Annotated in this window: 23 protein-coding genes; 11 read left to right on the top strand and 12 right to left on the bottom strand. The window is 63.0% G+C overall.

The genetic code is table 11. The annotated features are described in order from the left end of the window. Positions 1-7: 7 nt before the first annotated feature. The 7 genes from FHE74_RS07995 to FHE74_RS07965 all read left to right on the top strand — a co-directional run bounded on the left by FHE74_RS07995 (position 8) and on the right by FHE74_RS07965 (position 5,667). On the top strand, positions 8-706 hold the full coding sequence (locus FHE74_RS07995) for a histidine phosphatase family protein (RefSeq protein WP_139465983.1): 699 nt from the start codon (positions 8-10) through the stop codon (positions 704-706). Continuing rightward, entirely contained in the window at positions 706-1,524 is an 819-nt protein-coding gene (locus FHE74_RS07990; protein ID WP_139465982.1) for a DegV family protein, read from the top strand. The genes FHE74_RS07995 and FHE74_RS07990 overlap by 1 nt, the downstream gene beginning before the upstream one ends. A gap of 61 nt (positions 1,525-1,585) precedes the next feature. Further along, positions 1,586-2,269, top strand: a complete 684-nt coding sequence (locus FHE74_RS07985) for a ComEA family DNA-binding protein (protein WP_139465981.1) — start codon at positions 1,586-1,588, stop codon at positions 2,267-2,269. Between the two features lie 2 nt (positions 2,270-2,271). Beyond that, on the top strand, positions 2,272-3,690 hold the full coding sequence (locus tag FHE74_RS07980; protein ID WP_139465980.1) for a ComEC/Rec2 family competence protein: 1,419 nt from the start codon (positions 2,272-2,274) through the stop codon (positions 3,688-3,690). Positions 3,691-3,711: 21 nt separating this feature from the next. Continuing rightward, complete coding sequence (holA, locus tag FHE74_RS07975; protein ID WP_139465979.1) at positions 3,712-4,641, top strand: DNA polymerase III subunit delta; 930 nt, start codon at positions 3,712-3,714, stop codon at positions 4,639-4,641. Between the two features lie 10 nt (positions 4,642-4,651). Next, positions 4,652-5,032, top strand: coding sequence for an ankyrin repeat domain-containing protein (locus FHE74_RS07970; protein WP_139465978.1), 381 nt, complete (start codon positions 4,652-4,654; stop codon positions 5,030-5,032). Next, complete coding sequence (locus FHE74_RS07965; RefSeq protein WP_139465977.1) at positions 5,029-5,667, top strand: LysE family translocator; 639 nt, start codon at positions 5,029-5,031, stop codon at positions 5,665-5,667. Before FHE74_RS07970 ends, FHE74_RS07965 begins: the two co-directional genes overlap by 4 nt. 63 nt (positions 5,668-5,730) lie before the next feature. Here FHE74_RS07965 and rpsT read toward each other — a convergent pair whose 3' ends face one another. Both rpsT and FHE74_RS07955 read right to left on the bottom strand, forming a co-directional pair. Next, complete coding sequence (rpsT, locus tag FHE74_RS07960) at positions 5,731-5,994, bottom strand: 30S ribosomal protein S20 (RefSeq protein WP_139465976.1); 264 nt, start codon at positions 5,992-5,994, stop codon at positions 5,731-5,733. A gap of 155 nt (positions 5,995-6,149) precedes the next feature. After that, entirely contained in the window at positions 6,150-6,701 is a 552-nt protein-coding gene (locus FHE74_RS07955) for a type II toxin-antitoxin system PemK/MazF family toxin (RefSeq protein ID WP_246049234.1), read from the bottom strand. A 136-nt stretch (positions 6,702-6,837) separates the two neighbouring features. Here FHE74_RS07955 and lepA point away from each other — a divergent pair, with 136 nt between their 5' ends. Next, entirely contained in the window at positions 6,838-8,685 is a 1,848-nt protein-coding gene (gene lepA / locus FHE74_RS07950; RefSeq protein WP_139465975.1) for a translation elongation factor 4, read from the top strand. On the opposite strand, the gene FHE74_RS07945 is transcribed toward lepA, so the two are convergent. From FHE74_RS07945 to FHE74_RS07935, 3 genes are all read right to left on the bottom strand, one after another. Further along, positions 8,682-9,197, bottom strand: coding sequence for a hypothetical protein (locus FHE74_RS07945; protein ID WP_139465974.1), 516 nt, complete (start codon positions 9,195-9,197; stop codon positions 8,682-8,684). The genes lepA and FHE74_RS07945 overlap by 4 nt on opposite strands. A gap of 68 nt (positions 9,198-9,265) precedes the next feature. After that, positions 9,266-10,960, bottom strand: coding sequence for an FUSC family protein (locus tag FHE74_RS07940; RefSeq protein WP_246049233.1), 1,695 nt, complete (start codon positions 10,958-10,960; stop codon positions 9,266-9,268). Between the two features lie 66 nt (positions 10,961-11,026). After that, positions 11,027-11,779 (bottom strand): aldose epimerase family protein, encoded by a 753-nt coding sequence (locus FHE74_RS07935; protein WP_139465972.1) that lies wholly within the window; start codon positions 11,777-11,779, stop codon positions 11,027-11,029. 29 nt (positions 11,780-11,808) lie between these two features. Between FHE74_RS07935 and FHE74_RS07930 the strand changes: the two genes are divergently transcribed. Both FHE74_RS07930 and FHE74_RS10675 read left to right on the top strand, forming a co-directional pair. Next, a complete protein-coding gene (locus tag FHE74_RS07930) occupies positions 11,809-13,065 on the top strand; it encodes an alpha/beta fold hydrolase (RefSeq protein WP_342773744.1) in 1,257 nt (418 codons plus the stop codon). A gap of 59 nt (positions 13,066-13,124) precedes the next feature. Then, on the top strand, positions 13,125-13,262 hold the full coding sequence (locus FHE74_RS10675; protein ID WP_180339718.1) for a hypothetical protein: 138 nt from the start codon (positions 13,125-13,127) through the stop codon (positions 13,260-13,262). Positions 13,263-13,268: 6 nt separating this feature from the next. Here FHE74_RS10675 and FHE74_RS07925 read toward each other — a convergent pair whose 3' ends face one another. Genes FHE74_RS07925 through FHE74_RS07905 form a run of 5 tightly spaced genes read right to left on the bottom strand, consistent with a single transcriptional unit; the run spans position 13,269 to position 18,778 of the window. After that, positions 13,269-14,183, bottom strand: coding sequence for a ribokinase (locus tag FHE74_RS07925; RefSeq protein ID WP_246049238.1), 915 nt, complete (start codon positions 14,181-14,183; stop codon positions 13,269-13,271). Positions 14,184-14,186: 3 nt separating this feature from the next. Then, complete coding sequence (locus FHE74_RS07920; protein WP_246049232.1) at positions 14,187-15,539, bottom strand: ATP-binding cassette domain-containing protein; 1,353 nt, start codon at positions 15,537-15,539, stop codon at positions 14,187-14,189. After that, positions 15,523-16,341 (bottom strand): ABC transporter permease, encoded by an 819-nt coding sequence (locus FHE74_RS07915; RefSeq protein WP_139465968.1) that lies wholly within the window; start codon positions 16,339-16,341, stop codon positions 15,523-15,525. Before FHE74_RS07915 ends, FHE74_RS07920 begins: the two co-directional genes overlap by 17 nt. After that, positions 16,338-17,276, bottom strand: a complete 939-nt coding sequence (locus FHE74_RS07910; RefSeq protein WP_139465967.1) for an ABC transporter permease — start codon at positions 17,274-17,276, stop codon at positions 16,338-16,340. The genes FHE74_RS07915 and FHE74_RS07910 overlap by 4 nt, the downstream gene beginning before the upstream one ends. Beyond that, positions 17,273-18,778 (bottom strand): ABC transporter substrate-binding protein, encoded by a 1,506-nt coding sequence (locus tag FHE74_RS07905; protein WP_139465966.1) that lies wholly within the window; start codon positions 18,776-18,778, stop codon positions 17,273-17,275. Before FHE74_RS07905 ends, FHE74_RS07910 begins: the two co-directional genes overlap by 4 nt. A 69-nt stretch (positions 18,779-18,847) precedes the next feature. On the opposite strand from FHE74_RS07905, the gene FHE74_RS07900 reads away from it, so the two are divergent. Then, entirely contained in the window at positions 18,848-20,686 is a 1,839-nt protein-coding gene (locus FHE74_RS07900) for a BCCT family transporter (protein WP_139465965.1), read from the top strand. Here FHE74_RS07900 and FHE74_RS07895 read toward each other — a convergent pair. Together FHE74_RS07895 and brnQ are read right to left on the bottom strand one after the other, a co-directional pair. Continuing rightward, a complete protein-coding gene (locus FHE74_RS07895; protein WP_139465964.1) occupies positions 20,683-21,675 on the bottom strand; it encodes an LLM class flavin-dependent oxidoreductase in 993 nt (330 codons plus the stop codon). The two genes, FHE74_RS07900 and FHE74_RS07895, sit on opposite strands and share 4 nt — an antisense overlap. A 28-nt stretch (positions 21,676-21,703) precedes the next feature. After that, complete coding sequence (gene brnQ / locus FHE74_RS07890; RefSeq protein WP_139465963.1) at positions 21,704-23,050, bottom strand: branched-chain amino acid transport system II carrier protein; 1,347 nt, start codon at positions 23,048-23,050, stop codon at positions 21,704-21,706. Positions 23,051-23,077: the final 27 nt, after the last annotated feature.

Here is a 23,077-nt window from a genome sequence, read left to right as displayed (position 1 = left end):
TCCACCAGTGTCACGTCGACTGATCCTGCTCCGCCATGGGCAGACCCACTACAACGCAACCCGGCGTATGCAGGGGCAGCTGGACACTGATCTAGCGCCCGCGGGCTTGGAGGGGGCTCGCAACATCGCTCAGTTCCTGGCTAGCGACAACATCGCGCGCATCATCAGCTCGGATCTGCGACGTGCCGCCGATACCGCCGCCTGCGTGGGGGCGCTTATCGACGTCCCCGTCGAGCTAGATTCTCGCCTGCGGGAAACTCACTTGGGTCAGTGGCAGGGGATGAGCTCAGCAGAAGTCGACGAGCAGCACCCTGGGGCGCGCGCTGCCTGGCGCCACGACCCCGCTTACACCCCGCCCGGCGGGGAATCTCGGTTGGACGTGGCGCGTCGAGCCCGCCCGGTTATCGACGAGCTCATGGCCGACTTTTCCGACTGGGAAGGCAAGAGCGTTTTGGTCGTGGCCCACGGGGGAACCATCTCCGCGTTGACTGGATCTCTGCTGGGCTTTCGCCAGAGCATGTTCCCCACGCTGGTTACCCTGAAGAACACTCACTGCGCCGTGCTCAAAGCACGCCCAGAGTTCACGCCTGGTTCGCTTGACGCGATGGACGATGCAGCGCAGGAGCCAGAGCAGGCCCGATTCCATGGCACGGAAGCCGCGCAGTGGTATCTGGAGGGCTGGAATGTGGGAGGTCCGAAGCTCTAATGCCAGTGCGTGTAGTTACCGACTCATCTGCGGGTCTGCCAGACGACATCGTGGAGCAGTTGGGCATCACCGTGGTGCCCATGCACGTCCACGACTCCTCCGGGGCCGACGTCACCACGGCAGGACTGTCCACCCTGGAGCTGGTGGCCGCCTACGCTCGCCAACTTGAGCGTGGCGGAGATGAGGGAGTGGTCGCCATTCATCTCTCGCGTGAGTTGTCCTCCACCTACTCCGCGGCCGTGGCCGCCGGGGCGGTCTTTGACTCGGCGGTGGAAGTGATTGACTCGCAGACCGTGGGTATGGCGCTCGGCGCGGCAGCGATGGCAGCAGCCACGCGCGCGCAGCGCGGGGCCTCGCTAGAAGAGTGTGCGCAGAGTGCCCGTGACACTCTGGCGCGTTCCGCCACCTGGGTATATCTGCACAAGATCGATGACATTCGTCGCTCCGGCCGGTTGAGCGCAGGCACAGCTATGCTCTCGGCGGCACTTCTGGCTACCCGGCCCATCATGCAAGTCACCGGCGGCAAGCTTGAGCTGGCAGGCAAGACGCGCACACAAACCAAGGCCTTTACCAAGTTGGTGGAGCTGGTAGCTGAGCGTGCTCAAGGAGAACCGGCATTCGTAGCCATCCAGCACAACCAGGCCCCCGAGGCCGCCGAGGACCTCCGGGAGCTACTTGAGGATCTGCTGGCAGAAGGATCCAGTTTCCTTACCGTCGAGCTCACTGAGGCGCTCTCTGTCCATACTGGCCCAGGCGCGGTCGGCGTATCGGCCGTGTTTAGTGCTCCTGGGGATAACTTTGTTGGGCGCGTCAACTAGTCGCCCGTTTTCCACAGCGGGCCTCTAAGCGCCGCGCAGTGCGCGCTTAGGGTCATGGGCCATGAGCCCCTCCACGGTTTCCCGCTTGAGCGAACTGACCCGACCTACCGGGGAAGAATCCTCACTCTCGGTAGATTTTCCCACCGAATCGCCCCGCTTCACGGTGCCTCCACGCACCGCGCTCATGGCCTGCGCAGCGGTTGCCGTGGCCGCGGTGGTGGCCATTGTCATTGGGTACGTGCGCACCCCTCCACCAGTGGTTCCTCCCGCGATCGCCGGCAATACCACCTCGGCCGCGCCTGACGCAGAGATTGTGGTCTCCGTTGTCGGCGCGGTGCACAAGCCCGGGTTGGTGAGGCTCAACACCGGGGACCGTGTGGCAGACGCCATCGCTGCCGCCGGGGGACAACTTCCGGAGGCCGACCCGGCTGCATTGAACCAGGCGCAGCTGCTGGTAGACGGGCAACAAATCGTCGTCCCTCTTCCCGGCGCACCTCCCGTGGGTGCTGCCAGCAGCACCAGTACGGGTGGGAGTGTTAGCGGAAATGCGGGCGCAGGCACCTCACTGAACACGGCAGATGCGGCGGCTCTCGAAGAACTCGACGGAGTCGGGCAGGCTACGGCAGCGGCGATCATTGCCTACCGGGAGGAACACGGCGGCTTCACATCGATTGACCAGCTACTCGACGTCAAGGGGATCGGCCCCGCGAAATTTGCGGCCATCAAAGACGAAGTCACGCTCTAACCATGGCGGAACTCCGACTCATCCCCGCGGCCGTGGTCACCTGGGGCGGACTCGTCGTACTCATCTTGGCCGGCTCAGTATGGTGGGCCGCCGGGTTCATCGCCATGAGTGCTGCGATCATTGCCCTGAAAGCTTGGTGGGGCCAGTGCGTGTTGGTGGCTGGTATTGCTAGCACCACGCTGATTACTAGTTCGGTGCGTATGAGTCTGGCGCATAGAGCAGCTGAGCGGCTGAATGCGGCGCGAGCGTGGACGGGGCGCATCGCCGCCCTTCCACGCCCCACAAACACGGGGAATACCTTGGTGACCATGCACGTGCGGGGATACCCCGAACCACTGGCAGTCTTTGCGCAGGGTGAGCCTGCTGGTTGGGCTCCCGGGGCGCTGGTGGCGGTGGAGGGCAAACTCGTGGAGTCAGACCGCCCCAGCTTGGGCGGGCATATTGCCCGCGGCGATCTGGCAGTGATCCGGCCGCCCCAGGGGACGGCAGCGTGGTCAGAGCACCTGCGCAATAACCTCCACCTCGCAGTCGATCAGGCGATTGCCGGGGAGCACAAAGGACTGATCCCCGGAATGGTGCTGGGAGACACCTCGCTGCAGACCCAGCAGGCCCAGGAGCTGTATCGCCTCACCGGACTGGCACATCTTTCGGCAGTTTCCGGGGCAAACGTAGCCGTTTTGACTACCTGCGCTGTGCTCATCTGCCGGGCGCTGGGGCTGGGACCGCGTATCCAGACGGCATCCTGTCTCAGTGTGCTGGTGGGGTTCGTGGTGATCGTGGGGCCCGAACCTTCTGTCATCCGCGCCGGCATCACCGGGGTGGTGGGTCTAATCGCAGTGGTTGCATCCTCGCGCATGCAGCCACTGCACGCGCTAGGGCTCGCGGTGATTTCGGTAATGGCGATCTATCCGTCGATGGCGGTGGACCTAGGATTCCTGCTCTCAGTCGTGGCCACCGTTGGGATCGTGGCGGTGAGCCCCGTGCTGGCACGGCCCTTGATCAAGCGGGGAATGCCCGATGTGGTGGCACGCGCCATTGCAGTGGCACTAGCTGCGGATGCCGCGACTCTGCCGGTGGTGGCTGCCATGTCTGGGCAGGCTTCATTAGTTTCTGCCTTCGCCAATTTGCTGGTCGCCCCGGCGGCTGGACCGATCACTGTCGTGGGCGTGGTGGCCACGCTTGTGGCCGCCGTTCATCCGCTCCTGGCGCAGCCTGCCGTATTGGTGATTAATCCGTTGGCCTGGTGGATCCACTCCGTCGCGTTCTGGGCGGGACAGCGTTCGCTGGTCACGATCATGGCGCCGGCCCATCATGTGGCCCTGATCTACGGCTGGATCTTTGCGGGGCTTATGCGCTGGCCTCGCGCCACCGGCGTGGTCGTGATTGTGGGCTGGTGCCTGGTTGTGCGTCCGTGGGCTTGAGTGCGGGTTAAGGTGGTTGCCATGTCGAGCGTGCACCTCATCGTGGGCGAGGAAGAATTCCTGGCCGAGCGGGCGAGAAAGAAGATCATTGCGCAAGCCTCACCACAGGCGGAGCTGAGCCTGGTGCGCGCCAGCGAGCTGACCACTTCGGAGATCATTGAACTGACCAGCCCGTCGCTGTTCGGGGATGATCGACTCATCGTGATCACTCACGCCGAGGTCGCCGGCAAAGACCCCCTGGATGTCTTGCTGCAGGCTGCCGTGGATCCAGCGCCGGGTATCACGCTGGTTATCCATCACACCGGCGGTGGCCGCAACAAGGCGATGGTGAAGAAGTTCGAGAAGGTCGCCACCGTTCACCGGGTGGACAAGGTGAAAAAGAATGAGCTGCAGTCTTGGGTGACCGCGGAATTTCGACGTCACGAGGTCCGCCCCACCCCGGACGTGGTGCATTCGCTCCTGGAAGGCGTTGGCTCCGATCTGCGCGAGCTGGCGTCCGCGGTTTCCCAGTTGGTTGCTGACACGGATGGGGAAGTCACCGAGCGTGATGTTAGGGCCTACTACGTCGGCGTCGCCGAGGTCTCCGGATTCGACATCGCCGACCTGGCTGTGAGCGGCCAGACCGCCCGCGCTGTGGCGTCGGTGCGACGGGCACTCCAACTCGGAGAAAGCCCCGTGGCTTTGACCGCGGCCTTGGGTAACAAGGTCGGGGCAATTGCTCGTCTGTACACCACGCGCGGGGGAAATGCGCGCCAACTAGCTGGCCAGCTAGGCATGCACCCCTTTGTCATCGAGAAGACGATGCCCATTGCGCGGCGGTGGTCGTCGCAATCGGTAAGCCAGGCGGTCATCCTCGTAGCGGATCTCGATGCCCGCGTGAAAGGAGCTGGTGGCGACCCCGAGTTCGCGCTTGAGGACGCCGTGCGCCGCATTAGTCAGTTGGCCGGTTAGACTCATGGAAATGACATCTCAGCCCCTTGACAGCGACGTACAAGACCTGGTCATTCGTCTTTTCTCCATGGCCCGCCAGGGGCAGCTGGCACTCGTTGATTACATCCGCGCCGGGGTTGATCCCAACCTGATGAACGAGGACGGCAACACGTTTATCATGCTGGCCGCCTATAACGGCCATGCAGAGTTGGTGTCGCAGTTGGCTGCGGTAGGCGCGGACGTCGATAAGCTCAATAACCGCGGACAATCCCCGCTCGCCGGAGCGGTGTTTAAGAAGGAGCCTGCCGTCATCCGCGCGCTGCTAGCTGCAGGTGCGGACGCGGACGCCGGGCACCCCTCGGCAAATGCCACCGCAGAGATGTTCGGAGTTGATCTCGAGGCGTTGGCATGAGTCTGGCCAGCCTCTTTGCCATCGTGATGCTCAACCTCGTCGGAGCAGCTTCTCCGGGGCCGGACGTGGTGCTGGTGACGCGGATGGCGACTCGTTCGCGACGCCATGCCATCGCCACCTCCATCGGCACACACGTGGGCGCAACGGTCTGGGTCTCGCTGACCGTTTTTGGCGCCGCTGCCATCCTGACGACCTTTCCACAAGCGCTGGGCATCATTCAGGTGGTCGGCGGCGCGTGGCTGATGATCATGGGCCAATCGACGGTGCGCGGCGGGCTGATGACCCGCAAATATCCCCCGAAGGATCTTGCCGAACTCGAGGCGCAGCTGGGGAGTCCGTGGCGCAGTTTTAGGCGAGGGCTGGCCACCAACCTGTCGAACCCCAAGATCGTCATCTTCCTGGCCGCACTCGTCGCCCCAGCGCTGCCTCCCGAGCCCAGCGTTGGCACCGCACTGCTCGTCATCGCCAGCCTTGTGTTCAGCTCGCTCCTGTTATTTCTCACGATGAGCACGCTCGTCTCTACCAGGCGTGTGCGGCAGGCTCTGCTGCGTTCGAGTTGGCTTATCGACGTCCTGGCAGGCACCTTCTTTGTCATCGCCGGCCTGGTCCTCATCATCCACGGCGGACTCGGCTGATACGCAAAATCCCCCTCCCGTGATCTGGGATCCGGGGAGGGGGATTAGTGGCAGTAAAACTGCTTAGCTCATCTTGTTGAAGGCAGCAGCCATGCGGGACTTCTTGTTAGCCGCGTTGTTGCGGTGGAAGACGCCCTTGGTCACAGCCTTGTCCAGGGAGCGGGAAGCGACGCGCAGCAGCTCGCCAGCGTTCTCCTTGGAGCCAGCCTCGACAGCCTCGCGGAACTTGCGGATGTCGGTGCGCACGGCCGAGCGGATGGCCTGGTTGCGCTGACGGCGCTTCTCGTTGGTGATAACGCGCTTCTTCTGCGACTTGATGTTTGCCATGATGCAATACCTCTTGACGTTTATGTTGACAGTGTCTTGTGCAACTCACCGCAGTGACGAGACGCTGCATGAGCATTCTGGCGAACCCAAGGTCCTGCCCGCCGCGGCTCATGATCGTGTGCGATGAACAACCTGGAAAACTTTAGCAGATGCGACTACACCCAGCCGAAACGCGTGCGTAGCGTGTGTGCGATGCGCTCGAATCTGCGCTCGGGGAAGAGGGCTCCCTCGCGGCGCACGGCGTATTCGGGGACCTCGATGACCTTGTCCATGCGCATCCAGCACGGTGTTCCGGAGGTCTCCCACAGGCCTGTCCCTATTCCCATCCAGGTCGGGTCCTCATCGTGTTGCGGATCTGCGGAGATCAGCAGGCCCAGCAGCTGCTGGAAGCGGGTCCGACCTACGACCAGCATGGGGCGCTCACTCGGAGGCTTCGACGGTCCATTGACCGGGGCCCACAGCCACACCACTTCGCCGGCTTCTGCGTGACCGTCAATGTCGGGAGCGTAGACGATCGTGCGGGCGCAATTGGTGGTTTCATGGACGCGGAGAGGGGCTGGAGGGTGATGGGCCGCAGGCGTATCCTCGCATTCCGCCAAGCCGAGGCGCCCGCGCAGAGTGCGCAGCCCGTCCTCGGGCTGAGCTGGCCGGCGCTTGGGGCGCAAGGACCTAAAAAACATGGAACCAATCCCGCTTTGCTTGTCCATGGGGAAAACTTTCCTACGACTGTACGCTGCGTCACGTTCTTTGTGTGATTATCGCCCCATCACTTTTGGGTGTTACCGCGGTTCTGGCGTGCGCCGAGAGCACAGTAGAGTATGGGGAGATTGAACACGGAGGGTTATGAGCAACAATTTCGCCGAGCAGACATTCACGGATCCGGCCAAGATCCGTAACTTCTGCATCATTGCGCACATCGACCACGGCAAGTCGACGCTTGCCGATCGCATCCTGCAGCTCTCTGCCGTCGTCGCAGAGCGCGACATGCGCGATCAGTACCTCGACAACATGGATATCGAGCGCGAGCGCGGTATCACCATCAAGGCTCAGAATGTGCGGTTGCCATGGGTTCCGCGCTCGGGTGAGCACGAGGGTGAGCAGCTTGTGCTGCAGATGATCGACACCCCCGGTCACGTCGACTTCACGTACGAGGTCTCGCGCGCGCTCGAGGCCTGTGAAGGCGCGATTTTGCTTGTCGACGCTGCTCAGGGCATTGAGGCCCAGACCCTGGCCAACCTCTACCTGGCTATGGACAAAGACCTGGAGATCATTCCAGTCCTGAACAAGATCGACCTTCCCGCCGCCGACCCGGAGAAGTACGCCCTCGAGATCGCCAACATCATCGGCTGCGAACCGGATGATGTCTTGCGCGTTTCAGGCAAGACCGGACAAGGCGTGCCCGAGCTCCTGGATCGCCTCAGCGAGCTCGTGCCACCTCCCACCTCCGAGTTTGATGCCGAGGCGCCTGCTCGCGCCCTGGTTTTCGACTCGGTGTACGACACCTACCGAGGCGTGGTCACCTACATCCGCATGGTGGACGGCAAGCTCACCCCGCGCCAGAAGATTTCCATGATGGCCACCGGCGCCACCCACGAGATCCTGGAGATCGGCGTGGTTTCGCCCACGGCCAAGCCTTGTAAGGGGCTGGGACCGGGTGAAGTGGGCTACGTCATCACCGGTGTGAAGGACGTGCGCGAAACCAAGGTCGGCGACACGATCACCTGGGCAGCCAAGGGTGCGGACAAGCCGCTAGAGGGCTATGCGGACCCGAACCCCATGGTGTACTCGGGACTCTTCCCGATCTCCCAGGCGGACTTCCCCGACTTGCGCGACGCCTTGGAGAAGTTGCAGCTGAACGACGCCTCGCTCACCTACGAGCCGGAGACTTCCGTGGCGCTTGGTTTTGGTTTCCGCTGCGGATTCCTCGGTCTGCTGCACATGGAGATCACCCGTGACCGACTCGAGCGCGAATTCGGACTAGACCTCATCTCCACAGCGCCGAGCGTGTCCTACCGCGTGATCAATGAGTCGGGCACGGAGAAGGTCGTGCACAACCCCTCTGAGTGGCCGGAGGGTAAGAACGATGCGGTTTATGAGCCGATCGTGAACATGACCATCATCGTGCCCAGCGAGTTCGTGGGCCCGACGATGGAGCTGTGCCAGTCCAAGCGCGGCCAGATGAAAAACATGGACTACCTGTCCGAGGACCGCGTCGAGCTGCGCTACATCATGCCGCTGGGTGAGATCATCTTCGACTTCTTCGACATGCTGAAGTCGCGCACCCGAGGCTACGCCTCGCTGAACTACGAGGAAGCCGGGGAACAGGAGGCCGACCTGGTGAAGGTGGACATCCTGTTGCAGGGTGAACCCGTGGACGCCTTCAGTGCGATCGTGCACCGCGACGACGCCCGCCACTACGGCCTCAAGATGACCAAGAAGCTGCGCGAGCTCATCCCGCGCCAACAGTTCGAGGTCCCCGTCCAGGCGGCGATCGGCTCAAAGATCATCGCCCGCGAGAACATTCGCGCCCTGCGTAAGGACGTTCTGGCCAAGTGCTACGGCGGCGACATCTCGCGTAAGCGCAAGCTGCTGGAGAAGCAGAAGGCCGGTAAGAAGCGCATGAAGAACATCGGATCTGTCGAGGTTCCGCAGGAGGCCTTCGTCGCCGCCCTGTCTACGGACGAGGCTTAAGCCGCGACACTGACCTCCGGGTCCTTGGCCGCATGCCAGCTCACGGCGGCGATGGCCACGATGGTGATTACCAGCGTGGCCAGGGATAAGGCATGCATTCCCAGGCCCTGTACCGCGGCCAGCCCGCTGGCTGCGCCGACCAACAGCGTGAAGATCACCATGCCTGGCTGGCGGGAGGTGCGCGCGTGCGTCATCACAATGCCGGTGGCCAAACCTCCGGCCATCGCGGCTGCGCCCACGCTCAGGCCCGCTTTGGATGAGACAGCCAGCATCGTCGAGAGGACGAGCAAAAGAACCACGCCGCACAGCTGGAGATCGCGGGTGCGCTCTGGGCTGATGTGGTGGGCACACAGACGTCGAGAAGCGGAGTGAATCCCCAGGCCGGCCAGCAGCAGTGTGGCGCCAGCACCGGTGAGGAGGGGAGTCGGTAACGCCTGCGTGAGCGCAATACCAACTACCAGCAGCAGGTAGCCGGTGAGGCCGGTGAAGAGATACCGGTTGAGTGAATCCATGGTGCTAAACGCTAAGCACAGCGGCTGGCACGAGTCGTAGTGCAAAGTGAAAGGCCAATGTGGCCGGTTTAGGGTTGTTGTTGCAATTGCCTGACTGTTGCCGTCACCTGGGCTACGGCCGAATCACTCACGGGCTGGCCGTGATAAGCGTTGGCAAAATCGAGCAAGTGATACCCAGCGCGCTGAATGGCCAGGTGCTCGTCCCAGCGGGCGCGTGCCAGCTCGGGCCGGGACTCTGCCAGGAACACGATCGCGCGGCGCTCGCTGAGCAGCTCGTACTGCAAATCGCGGCGTTGGGGCAGGCCACCAGCACGCCCGGAAAGGGCAAAAGCTCCCAGGACGGTTCCGGTGAGCTCCTTGGCTCGAGAGCTAATGCGCATGTGTTCGCGCGCAGGTGCGCCAGGTGCCCAGAACCACAAGGCTAGGGAGCCGAAGAGGATCGACAGGAAAATCTCTACGGTGCGGGCAAAGACGACCTCGCCCAGCGGGTCAGTGACTGCATTGCCAAGCAGGAGCGCGAGCGGGGTAGTGAAGATGACGCAGAAGGCGTAGTTCTTCACCACAAAGATCTCTGCGCCGAATTGGCACAGTGCCAGGGCGATAAGCAGACCCCATCCGCGCAGTTCCACGGCATGGAAAGCGACGAACAGGCCGAGGCCGATGAGCGAGCCGATCAGGCGGTGCAGACCGCGGATCTGGCCGTTGGTGCGGTCTGGTCCCCACTGCAACATGAGCAGAGCAGAGACGATGGCCCAGTCAGGACGGTCGAACCCGAGGGCAATGCCGCTGATTCCCGCACCGAGAGACGCGAGCGCGACCTTCTGCGCCGTCACGCTGGCGTGCGAGTTGAGGTCCAGCGAGCGGTAGATGCGATAGGCGTTTGTGGGGCGGGTGTGCGGGATGGCGGCTCGCGTTGGATCGGACAGCTGGCTGGTGTCGCTGACTACTTCGGCATCTGTGAGATTCAGCCCTAGCAGGCGCGAGCGGCGCACGAGGCGCTGCTGGCAGTCCTGCACGCGGCGAACCAGATCTGCTTGGCTGGGCTTGACGATCGCTCCGGCATGCACCACGCGGGCATCACCGAGCGCGGCCCACGCGGCCGCCAACGCCGTTTGGCAGTCGTGGCGCTGACCGAGGGTGGGATCGTCGGATTCCTCGAAGGCGCGGAGAGCGTGTTCCAACGCGTCGACGCTGCGCCGCTCGGGGCCATGGGCGTCGAGAAGCGCAGGCAGTACACCGAGCACGACGCCAGAGGCGGCTCCGACCAGAGCCCAGAACCCGACCTCGAGCGGATCGAGTCCCAGGCGGGCGGTCATCGTCGAACCACCAGCAACCATGACGACGAAGAAGGAGCCCGGGGCGCGCAGACGCAGGGCGTTTTGGATGAATGCGCCCAGGGCGGCCATGACCGTGCAGAAGATGACGGTGAGCAGGAACCAATAGTGGCTTCCACCTGCGTTGATGTTGGCAAAAACGATGGAGCCGACGAACGCGCCGATGGTTGCGCCGAGCGCGATGAGCACACCGGCGATGCTCATGATGCGCCAGCGGGAGCGGTACGGGTGTCCCTCGCCGTAGATGACCGCGCATCCGCCGGCGGCGATCAAAAACATCTCCGTGGTGTGTCCGAGCGCTAGCGCGATTGCTCCGGGAAGGAATATCGCCAGCGCTGCCCTGAGCGCTCCCGGCCAGCGTGGCGCGCTCGAGTTGAACGCGACGAGTAGCTGCCAGGCGTTGGGGCGAGTGGGCAAGGCTTCGGACATGGGCGAGGGGGCTCCTTTCATATGACGATTCGATACTGTACGCCCCTGCGCCCACAGCCCAAGCGCTTACTGCACGGATACCTCCAGGGTGAGCTCGTTGATCTCTCCCGGAGAAAGCTGGGTGCCTTGCTGCTCGGCACCCAGAACTGCTGGCTCCACACACACGAAGGCGGACCATTCCTTTGGCCCGACATCCTCAAGCTTGTCTGCCTCGCGCTCACCGGGGTTCCACACCACGATCGAGTCGTGTCCACGCATCCGCAAGCTGAGGGTGCGCTCGGCGTCCTCGATGGTCACCTCGGCTACCCCTTCTTCGACGATCGAGTCCAGCAGCTCGCCGTCAAAAGTAAAAGCTTCCCCAGCAGTCTCTCGCTTACCGTCGACACGGTCGAGGACGGATTCGCCGGCGCAGCCGCTGACCTTGATGTCGCGGACGTCGCTGACAGCGAAGTAGGGGTGCAAGGCAAACTGCACCATGCGGGACTCGTCGGTGGTGTTTTGCATGGTCAATCGCAGAGTGAGCACGTCGTCCTCGAGGGAGGCCTGGTAGCCGAGTACCAGGCCGTCCTGCTCGAGTTCGGCGGCAAACCCGGCGTCGGTAAGCGTGGTATTCCATTGCGAGGTGCGCGCCCAGCCGTGCTTGGGGTCTCCCTTGAGGAACGGGCCGAACCAGGGGGCGATGATGGGAACGCCGCCGCGAATCGGAGATGCCGAGCCCAGTCGTGCCGCGCTAGAGAGGTAGAACAGGTCCCCCTTGCTGGTTTCTGCGGAGAGAACGTGGGCGCCGTGGTCGGTGAACTTCAAGCCGTGGTTGTCCATACGCTCAGGATACTGGCAGCATGAGATTTATGACTGGGATCACTACGCGCGAACACCGCATCACTGTCGACTGGGACCGGGACAACCCACAGCTGGGAACCCTGGAAATCTTCGCCCGCGAACTCTCCCGGGATGACTCGCTACCCTTCCTGCTCTACCTGCAGGGCGGTCCCGGCTTTCCCAGCCCGCGCCCGGTCAGCATCGACGGCTGGTTGAACAAGGCACTGCAGACACATCGGGTTGTCCTCCTTGACCAGCGCGGAACTGGCAGATCAGGCAGGATCGATCGATTCGGCGAACCGGTGACCGCGGAGCACCTCAAGCACCTGCGCGCTAGCGACATCGTCGCCGACGCGGAGGCCCTGCGCCGTCACCTGGGCGTTGAGCAGTGGGACCTGCTCGGGCAGTCCTTCGGCGGCTTCTGCATCACTGCGTACCTCTCTCAGGCGAGCTCGAGTGTGCGCTACGCCTTTCTCACCGGTGGTCTCCCCGCCACCGGCGTCCACGCCGATGAGGTATACCGCGCAACATATCAGCAGCTGGCGCGCCGTCACCAGGAGTTCTACGAGGAGGTTGAGTGCGCGGAGCAACGCGTTCGCGAGCTGTGCCACCACCTGGACAACGCGCAGGAGCTCCTACCGACCGGTGAGCGGTTGAGCTCGCGTCGCCTGCGCACCATCGGCATAGACCTCGGGCGAGGGACGGGCATCGCGGACCTGGCGGCGCTGCTGGAGTCGCCCTTCCACACAGTGCAGGGGGAGAAGCGCCTGCGTGGCGACTTCCTCTCCGAGATCAACGCGCGCGTGTCCTTCGAGTCCGCCCCGCTCTACGCCGTGATTCACGAGTCCATCTATGGCGGAGTCGCCCCGGGAGCGACCAACTGGTCGGCCCATCGCATGCGCGAGGAAATCCCTGGATTCGAGGAGAATGCAGATCCGCTGCATGCCGAGCAGTTCTACCTCACCGGCGAGCACATCTTCCCATGGCAGTTCGAAGAGGATCCGGCGCTGCGTCCCTTCGCGGCGGTGGCTGAGGAATTGGCGCTTGTCGACGACTGGTCCAACCCCTACGACCTAGCCAACCTCGAGGCTGCAGAGACCTCGTGCGCCGCGGCCGCCTACCCCGACGACTGCTTCGTTCCGATCAACTATTCCCTGGAAACGGCCAGCCACTTCGGAGACATCGATGTCTGGCAGGCCGCGGAGTACCACCACAATGGCCTTCGCCAGGACGGCGAGCGCATCTTTGGCGAGCTGTTGTCGCGGGTGAACTACCCCGGACGATAATCACAGCGATGTAAGTACGGGTGCAGACAAACCCGGAGCGGCCAGGTAGGTTAGTGCCTATGCACGCTTCTGATTCTCGCGATGGGGCCTTCGACGCCTCTGTGGTCGAGGCCTTCGAGCGCCTGGAGCTGCAGTTTGAGCTACCCGAGGAGCACTTCATCTCCCCGGGGCTCGTTCTGCACGTGACCTCTGGTTAAAAAGGCCTAGGAAGCCGAGACAGACGGCAACTCGTCCGCCGATGTGGGGTAGGAAGCCTGTGCACCTCGGCCCGTACAGGCGAAGGCCCCGACCTTGACCGCGAACGCGGCGGCATCGCTGAGCGAATCGCCTTCCGCCACGCGATAGACCAACGCCCCCACAAAGGCATCGCCCGCACCGGTCGTATCTACTGCCTTCACCCGAGGGGACGGGACGACGTGCTCGCCGGTCTCATCGACTACCAGGGCGCCGGCTGCACCCAGGGTGAGCACTACGGAGGCAAAACCTGCCTCGCGAAGTGCGGCGGCCAGTGCCGCAGGTTCCTCGCCGGTTATGGCAATTCCCAGCTGCTCCAGGATCAGGCTTGCCTCGTGCTCATTGGCAATAAGCGGGTTGGCCTGAAGCAACGCCTCACGGTCGACCTCAATGACCGGGGCGAGATTGACCACCACGCGGCCTTGAGCCAGTGAGATGGCCTGGGCAAAACCATCGGCGGGAATCTCGCCCTGGAGCAAGACGATGTCTGCACCCGAGATGATCTCAGCGTGGGAGCTCACGTACTCGGCATCCACCAGGGCGTTCGCGCCGGGCACCACGATGATCGAGTTTTCCCCGTCATCCGACACCGTGATCATGGCCATGCCGGTGAGCTCACCAGTGCGCGCGAGTGCCGAGAGGTCGGTCCCAGAGGACAGCAGGTTTGTCAGCGCCGGCTCTGCGTTGGGATCCCGGCCGACAGCTCCGACGAGTGCCACGTGGGCACCCAACTGGGCGGCAGCAACGGCCTGGTTGGCGCCTTTGCCGCCGGCGGTGACAGGGTTCCCGCGCCCCATGAGAGTTTCTCCTGGGTGCGGGTGCCTCGCCACGTTGACTGTCACATCGGCATTGACGGATCCAACTACCACTATGGTCATGGCAATAATCTACAACGCTGCCGCAACCAACTGTTGCGTGTAGTCATGTTGCGGGGAGCCCAAAACGTCGGTGGTACGCCCGTGCTCGACGATGGACCCGCGGTTCATCACCGCCACGTAGTCGCAGACCTGCTGAATCACCTTCAGATCATGAGACACAAAGACCAGGGTGAGCCCGTATTCGTCTACCAGGTCATCGAGCGCCTTCAGCACCGATCCGCGTGCGGAGGCGTCGAGCGCAGAGACCGGTTCGTCGGCGAGCAGGATCTTCGGGCGAGGCGCTAGGGCACGCGCGATGGAGATGCGCTGGCGCTGTCCGCCGGAAAACTCGTGCGGGTAGCGCTTTTCCACTCCCGGCAGGCCGACGTCGGCAAGCACCTCGCGCACCCGATCGAGATCACCACCGCAGGACTCACCGACGCTTGCCCCTACCCGCAGACGCGGATTCAAGGACGACTGTGGGTCTTGGAAGACCATCTGCACGGACCCGTCCACGTCGACCGAACCGGTGGTGGGTTGATACAGCCCGGCGATCGTCTTGAGCAGCGTGGTCTTGCCCGAGCCTGATCCGCCGACGATGCCGAGTCGCTGCCCTTCCGGAATCTCCAGAGTGGTCGGCTCGACGGCCGTGGTGTCGCTGAAGCGGACGGACGCGTCGCGCAGACGAATGATCGGTGCGCCCAACTCGCGCGAGGCGGCTGGGGTGATCGTTTCTTCTGGTGCCGGAGGCGTATCGACGACCCGGCCCTGACTCATCGTCAGCACGGAGTCACACATACGCCGGACGACGGCCTGGTCGTGGGTGACCATCAGCAACGACATCCCGCGTTCTTCGACCAGCCGGTCGATGAGGTCCAGCACGTGCGCCTGCGCGATAACGTCCAGGGCGGTGGTGGGCTCATCGCAAATCAGCAGATCAGGGTCTTGGGCGATGGCGAGTCCGATAAGGACGCGCTGACGCTGGCCGCCGGAGAGCTGGTGGGGGTAGCGGTTGAAGTGTTCGTCGTTCAGCCCGACCTCGCGCAGAACTTTCCGTGCGTTACTTCCGGCAGCTTCTGCGAGCTGGCGGCCGATGGTCATCAACGGGTCCAGGGCAGTCATAGGTTCCTGGAACACCATGGCCACGCGCTTTCCACGCAGGCGACGCATCCGGGAATCCTTCAGCCCAACAAGCTCCTGTCCATCGAAGTTGATGGATCCATGGGCGCGTAGGCCTCTGGGCAGCAGCCCCATGATGGACAGTGCAGTCAAGGACTTGCCAGAGCCCGACTCGCCAACGAGGCCGACGCGAGCCCCGCGCGGGATCTCGAAGCTGACGTCGTGCAACAAATCGTCAATGCTGAGGTTAGAGACGGTTAACACGGCCGGCTCCCTTCTTATCCAGGTAATCGCGCAGGCCATCTCCCAAAAGGTTGAAGCCAATCACTGTCAGGGCGATCGCCAGTCCCGGCCAGATTGCCAGCCACGGCGTGGTGGCCAGGGAGGCCTGGGCGGATTGCAGCATGCGGCCCCAGGACGGATCCGGTGCAGGGGTGCCCAAGCCAAGGAATGACAAGGCGGCCTCGGCTAGCACAGCGAGCGCAAAGCCCACGCTGGCCTGCACGATCAACAAGCCAGCGATGTTCGGCAGCACATGGCGCAAGGCGATTTTCCAACTGGGAACGTGGGCCAGGCGAGCGGCCAGGATGTAGTCCTGCGACATCACCCGCAGAGTGGCTGCCCGGGCCACTCGTGCGAAAGCAGGAGCGCCCGAAATACCGATGGCCACCATTGCCGTCAGGGTAGACGGGCCGAAAGCTGCGCCGGCGATGATGGCCGACAGCAGAGCAGGAAAGGCCAGCACCAGATCAGATGCGGCCATCAAGACCTTCTCCACCCATCCACGGCGCATGCCCGCCACTACACCCCAGAGGGTGCCCAGCACACCGGAAATGCTCACGGCCACCGTGCCCACGAACAGAGTGATGCGGCTGCCGGCCATGATGCGCGAAAGCGTATCGCGACCGAAGCGGTCAGTCCCCAACAGGTAGTCCGCACTCGGTGCGTGGAGTCGATCCATGGGGAAGGCCTGGGAAGGCGGATGAGGGGTCCACACCAGCGAGAGCGCGGCCAATAGAACGATGACGCCGACAATGAAGGCGCCGATCCAACCAGTTGCTTTCATCGAGCCACCCCCGAGGTGCGCAGACGCGGATCAAGGAACCGGTAGGACGCATCGACCACCAGGTTCACCGTGAGCGTGAAAAGGACGATGAGCATGACCACCGTTTGCACCACCGGCAGGTCACGGTTGGTCACAGAGGTCAGGAGCAAGGACCCCAGACCCGGGAGCATGAATACCTGCTCCACAACGACTGCGCCCACAATCAGCGAGCTCAGCTGCACGCCCACGATGGTGAGAAGCGGAAGGGCGGCGGACTTCAAGCCGTGGCGCGTCAGCGCCTGCTTCTCGGACTGGCCAATGGCACGGGCGGTGCGAATGTGGTCTTCGCTGAGGACGTCGAGAAGCGCAGAGCGCACGTAGCGGGTCAGGATTGATCCCTGCACCAATGCCAGCGCCACCACCGGCAGCACCAAACGCTGGACAAAGGCGCTGAAGTCGTAGCCCGGCGGGACCCAGCCGCTCGACGGCAGCCAATCGAGGCGGACGGCAAAGAGCGCAACCAGCAGCACAGCGGCCAGGAAGCTGGGAACGGCAATGCCCACCTGCGTGAGGATCGAGATCACCGTGCCCACCGGGTGATTGGCGCGCCGGGCAGCCCAAAATCCGAGTGGCAGGGCGATTAGCAGTGCGAGGACGGTCGCGCAGAAGCACAGGATGAGAGAAACCTGGGCGCGGTCGAGGATCATGGCGGTGGCGTTGGAACGCGTGGCCAAAGACATGCCGAAGTCCCCGGTCAGCAACCCGCCGATCCAGGAGAAGTATTGCTGGATCAGTGGGCGGTCGGTGCCCAGCGTGTGGGCGAGGGCAGCGACCGATGCGTCGTCGGCGGTGACACCGAGCGCGATGCGGGCTGGATCACCCGGAACGAGGCGGAGCAGGCCGAAGATCGCCAAGCTGGCGACGACGATGCTTAAGAGGTAACGGATAATAATCATGACTCTTTAGTGATCTCGGCGAGGTCGATGGAATCAGTAACTTGGGTGGCCTCCACACCGTGCACACCCGGGGCGGTGACGACGATGCTGGGAATATTGCCTACTGTCAGCGAGCCCATGACCTCGGTGATGCGGGCGGTGGCCTGTTCAGTGAGCCGGGTTTGCTCCTCGGTGGTGGTAGCTGAGTCGGCCTGAGCCAGTAGCTCGCGGGTCGTCGGGTCGTCGTAACGCAGATAGGTCTCAGGGGACCCAAAGACGTTGGGGAGGTCGCGGGCCTCGACATGCGCGATGATGGTGGCCTCGTAATCCGCGGCTTTGTACACCTCGCTTAGCCAGACAGCGGGGAACTCGATCGACTCCAGAGTGACGTCAAATCCCACTTCTGTCAGCTGCGAGTACACGATCTCGGCCACATTGCGGGCATAGGGCAGGGACGGGACCTTGATTGTTAGGGAAGGATGCGGGTTCCCCGACTCGGCGAGCAGCTGGCGCGCCCGCTCAGGGTCGTAGTGCGCGTAGTCCTTACCGGTAAACCACGGATCGGTGGGTGCCACAAAGGCTCCGCCGGTATCGACGGCCATCGATTCGAACGCGGTAGCGCTGACCGCACCGCGATCGATAGCGTGGGCGGCTGCCAGCCGCACCCGCTGATCGTCGAAGGGCGCGCGCGAATTGTTCATGGCCAGCAGGATCTCACCGTTGGTGGTGCCTACCTCCACGTTGTATTCATCACTCAACGACTCGGCGAGCTCGGGCGCCTGCAGGCCATAGACCACGTCAACATCGCCGGTTCGCAGCGCGTTCACGGAACTGACGGCGTCTGCGTAATAACGAATGGCTGCATTCGCACGAGCCGGCGTGGACCAGTAGTCCTGGCGAGCCTCATAGCTCACAGATTGGTTGGGGACGAAGCGGGCAATGGTGTACGGGCCGGTGCCAATCGGGTTGCTAGCAATTTCGTCGATTCCGTTCGGGGTCATCATCGCGCCGGTCAAGGTGCCCATCGACCACAGCCACCGGTTAGAAGGACGGGATAGGGTCACCTCCAGCGTGTGCGGATCAATCGCCCGTGCAGAGCTGACCACATCCATCTGCTTTTTCAGCCCGTTGGTCCAGTTTTCCTTCACATTGTTAATGGAAAACACGGCGGTATCTGCGGTGAACTCGTCGCCGTTGGAGAAGCGCACATTGGGGCGCAGTTTGAACGTGTAGGTCAGTCCGTCCTCGCTGACGTCAAAAGACTCTGCCAGATGAGGGACGATCTCTCCCTCCTTGTTCACGGTTACCAACGTCTCGTACACGTTGGACATCAGCGCTTGTGGGATAGCAGCGCCGCTAGTGGAGGTGAAATCAAGGGAGGCCGGGGGAGCGGTGGCCGCCACCACCACGTCGGCCCCGCTAACTCGTCCGACCTGGGTTGCAGTTGATCCGGCAGAACAGGCACTCAGCGTAGAAACTGTTGCCGCCGAGGTTATTGCCGCCACAATAGTGCGCACACTCATGGCGGACAGATTAACAAGACCGTGCATAATAGTCGGGCACTTTAAAAATTTTCTGTGGAAAGTAGCCCCATGAGCACAGCCTCACCGCAGCCCGAACCCATCACCGCGGATCCGCGGCCCAAAGAGGAGCATAGGAAAGCCGGGGAGCGAGGACTTCAGTCTGACCCAATCGTTTTCCTCGGCGCTCTCGGCTTTATCACCGCATTCGTCGTATTCACCATTGTCTTTTCCCAGACCTCACAAAAGGTCTTTACTGCTGTAGCCGAGGCGTTGACCACCAACCTCAACTGGTTATACATCGGTGGCGTCTCCATTGCCTTTGTTTTCCTCATCGCCCTCTTTGTCTCGCGCTACGGCAATGTCCGCCTGGGCGACGACGAAGAAGAACCGGAGTACAGCCTGCTGAGCTGGTTCGCCATGCTCTTTGCCGGAGGCATGGGCGCGATCTTGATGTTTTGGGGTGTGGCCGAGCCGTTGAACCACTCGGTCAACCCTCCGCGTGGCGGTTTCGAGGCCATGTCTCCCATGGCAATCGAGCAGGCATTCGGCTTTACCTACTACCACTTCGGTGTGCACATGTGGGTGATTATGACGTTGCCGGGACTTGCGCTGGGCTACTTCATCCACAAGCGCAAGCTTCCGCCGCGACTGTCCAGCGTTTTCGCCCCGATCCTGCACAAGCACGTGTACGGCCTGCCGGGCAAGCTCATCGACATTTTGGCGATCATCGGCACCACCTTTGGTATCGCTGCCTCGGTAGGCCTCGGTGCGCTGCAGATCAACTCCGGTATGAACATGCTCTGGGGCACGCCGATTGTGAGCTGGGTGGAGATGAGCATCATCCTGGCGATCACGGTCGCTGCCTCGATCTCTGTTGCCACCGGCCTGGATAAGGGCATCCGCATCCTCTCCAACGCCAACATCATCATGGCCGTGATGCTGATGGTGTTTATCCTGCTGACCGGACCGACCCTGACGCTGTTGAGCTTTACCGTCGAGTCCTTTGGCCTCTACATCCACTGGCTGCCGGAGCTGATGTTCTGGACCGACTCCTTCCACAACAACCCCGGCTGGCAGGGCAAGTGGACGGTCTTCTACTGGGCCTGGTCCATCTGCTGGTCGCCCTACGTGGGCATGTTCGTGGCCAGCATCTCGCGCGGGCGCAGCGTGCGCGAGTTCATCGCCGGCGTGCTCATCCTGCCCACGATCTTCGACGTGGTGTGGTTCGCCATCGTGGGGCGTGCGGGTATTGAGGCCGAGTTGGCCAACCCGGGACGCCTGTCCGAGCCAGTCGTGGGCGAGGGCAATGTGCCCTTCGCACTGTTTGGTTTGTTGCAGGACTACCCGTTGACGATGCTGGTATCCGCCTTCGCCCTGGTGGTGATCGTCATCTTCTTCATCACCTCGATCGACTCGGCAGCCATGGTCAACGACATGCTGGCCACCGGGGAAGCGGACAAGTCCCCGACGTACTACCGCGTCGGCTGGGCAGTGGCCATCGGCGCCGTCACGGCCGCTATCTTGCTGGCGGGCAAGGAGCAGGCCATCACCACTCTGCAGCAGGTGGTCATCATCGTGGCCTTGCCGTTCTTCCTGGTGCAGTTCGTGATGATGTACTCACTGGTCAAGGGGATGAGCGAGGACTCCGCGATCCAGCGTCGTGTACGCACCCGTCGTTGGGAAAAGACCGACTCCCCGGAGAAGCTGGAAAAGCACGAAGTCGCCCCGCAGCCAGGCTATGCCGACCTTGCCCTGGACGAGGAAGGCCGCATGGTCATCCCGGGCGACGTGGTTATCGGCGGCAACTTGGGTGTCGAAGGCGAGGACGGTCGCGCAGACGTTGAGGAGCGCGATACCCGCATTGTCGAGCAGTCGCGCCCCCGCGCGTCGACTGACTGGGAGGACTAAAGGCCCCAGGCCTGGGCCAGCATCTCCATCGAGGTGCTGGCCTTTTCGTCTGTAGAGCCCTGCAGCGAAATCATCAGTTCGTCAGCCCCGGCCAGCTTTGTGAAGTCCTCCAGGTACTCCACTGCCTCCTCCGGCGTGCCGACGGCCGTGTAACGCAGCATGTCAATAATCTGCCGGCCCTGCGGCGAGGCGACGAGCGCGTCGAGCTGTTCTTCGCTTATCGACGCTCCATTGCGACCCACCATCGCCCTCACTCGACGGCGTTCGACCTGGCGCATCTGCTCTTGTGCAGCTGCGTGATCCTGATCCAGGACGACGTTGACCGCCGCGATGCAATAAGGCTCGCTACCCAGCTCGCTGGGTTGGAAATTCTCCCGATAGTGGGAGGTTGCCGCCTCCAGATGAGTGGGGGCGAAATGGCCGGCGAACACATAGGGAGCTCCCAGATGCGCGGCCAGCTGGGCACCGTACATAGAGGATCCAAGAACGTAGATGGGCACGTTGGTGCCCGTACCCGGTATGGCCGTCACCCCGGGGATTCGGGAGTTGCCGGAGAGGTATCCATGCAGCTCGAGAATGTCTTCGGGGAAGCGTTCTGCCGCGTCACGGGAGCGTCGTAAAGCGCGTCCCAGCGTATTCATATCCGTGCCGGGAGCTCGTCCCACACCCAGATCGATGCGGTCCGGGTGCATCTCCGCCAACGTGCCAAATTGCTCGGCGATCACGTAAGGAGCGTGATTTGGCAGCATGACACCGCCGGCTCCCAACCGGATGGATTGAGTCTGGGCTGCGATGTGGGCGATGAGCACCGCGGGCGCAGACGAGACAATGTGGCGCATGTTGTGGTGTTCGGAGTACCAAATGCGCGAATAGCCCAGCTGCTCGGCTCGCTGGGCGAGTCGGACAGACCGGGCTATGGAATCAGAAAACTTCTCGCCGTCGTAGACGGTGCAGAAGTCGATGAGCGAAAGATTAGGGCGCGCAGTCATACCTACCGCAACGGGTAGGCAGGATGACTTATTCCGCGGTGGCCGGCGTCTGGGCCCCGGAACGGATGTCGAGGATCACGCCGATGACCGCAGCGACCAGGACGGGGAGCACCCATCCCAGGGACTGTGCCTGGAGGGGAGCCCAGGACACGATCGGTGCGAGAGCGCTAATGCCCAGATCCACCAGAGTGGTCAGCGCCGACCAGATGACGGCGACCCAGATGGCCAGACGGAAGGTCCAGTTCAGGTGAGCCTTGTTGCGCAGTGCGGAGTCGATCAGCGCCAGCGCGATCAGGGTGATGGCCGGCGGGTAGATGAAGCCAATGACCGGGGCGGCGATGGCCAGGACAGTATCCAGGCCCATGGTGGCCAGCACCGTGGACAGGACGGTGAACGCGACAGCCCAGACGTGGTACTTGATGCCCGGCATGATGGAGGCGAAGAACTCCGAGGTGGCGGAGATCAGGCCCACGGAGGTGGTCAGGCACGCCAGCACCACAATGGCGGAGAAGACGAACTGTCCTGCTTGGCCCATCGTGGCGTTGGATGCCTCGGCCAGAATGGCGGCACCGCTTTCCAGGTTCTCTGCGCCCGGCAGGACGCGACCGATGATGCCCAGGCCCACGTAGATAGCGGCCAGCAAGACACCGGCGATGACGCCTGAAGTCACCGTGGCCTTGAGCAGCGGCTTGCCCTCGCGGACCCCGTGTCCGCGCAGGCTGGAGATGACCACGATGCCGAAGGCGAGGCCGGCGATTGCGTCCATGGTCAGGTAGCCCTCGAGCAGACCGGCAGCAGCAGGCAGCTGGTCGTAGGGCTCAACCGGAGCGCGAGAGATCGTGTCGTAGCTGGCCACGGCGATAGTGATGAGCACGATCAGCAGGATGACCAGCATCGGGGTCAAGACCTTGCCCAGCGTGGACACAATGGCATTGGGGAACCACGCCAGGGCCAGGGAGACACCGAAGAAGATCAGGTTGAAGATCGCGGAGGCACCCAGGGAATCCAACCCTGTCAGCGGGGTAACCGCGGTTTCAAAAGACACCGCTCCGGTACGCGGAAGCGCGTAGAAGGCGCCGATGGACAGGTACGCCAGAATCGGGAAGATCAGGCCAAATAGCCAACCAGAGCGGCGAGCCAGGTCGCGCACGCTGGTGCCAGACAGAGCGATGGCCACGATGGCCAGTACCGGCAGAACAACGCCGGCGCCCAGGAAGCCGAGAATGGCCGGCCAGAAGTTGTCACCGGCCTTGAGGCCCAGTTGGGGAGGGAAGATAAGGTTGCCCGCTCCAAAGAACATGGAGAACAGCATGAGCGCGGTAGCGATGGTGATCATCGTCCGGCTCGTGCCTCGGGACGCAGCTGACGTCGACATGTCGGGTCCTCTTCTATGGTGTCCAAA

The sequence above is a fragment of the Corynebacterium tapiri genome, from assembly GCF_006334925.1.
GTDB classification, from domain to species: domain Bacteria; phylum Actinomycetota; class Actinomycetes; order Mycobacteriales; family Mycobacteriaceae; genus Corynebacterium; species Corynebacterium tapiri.
Note: the sequence above shows the minus strand (reverse complement) of the source record. Positions and strands in the feature narration are given on the sequence as shown.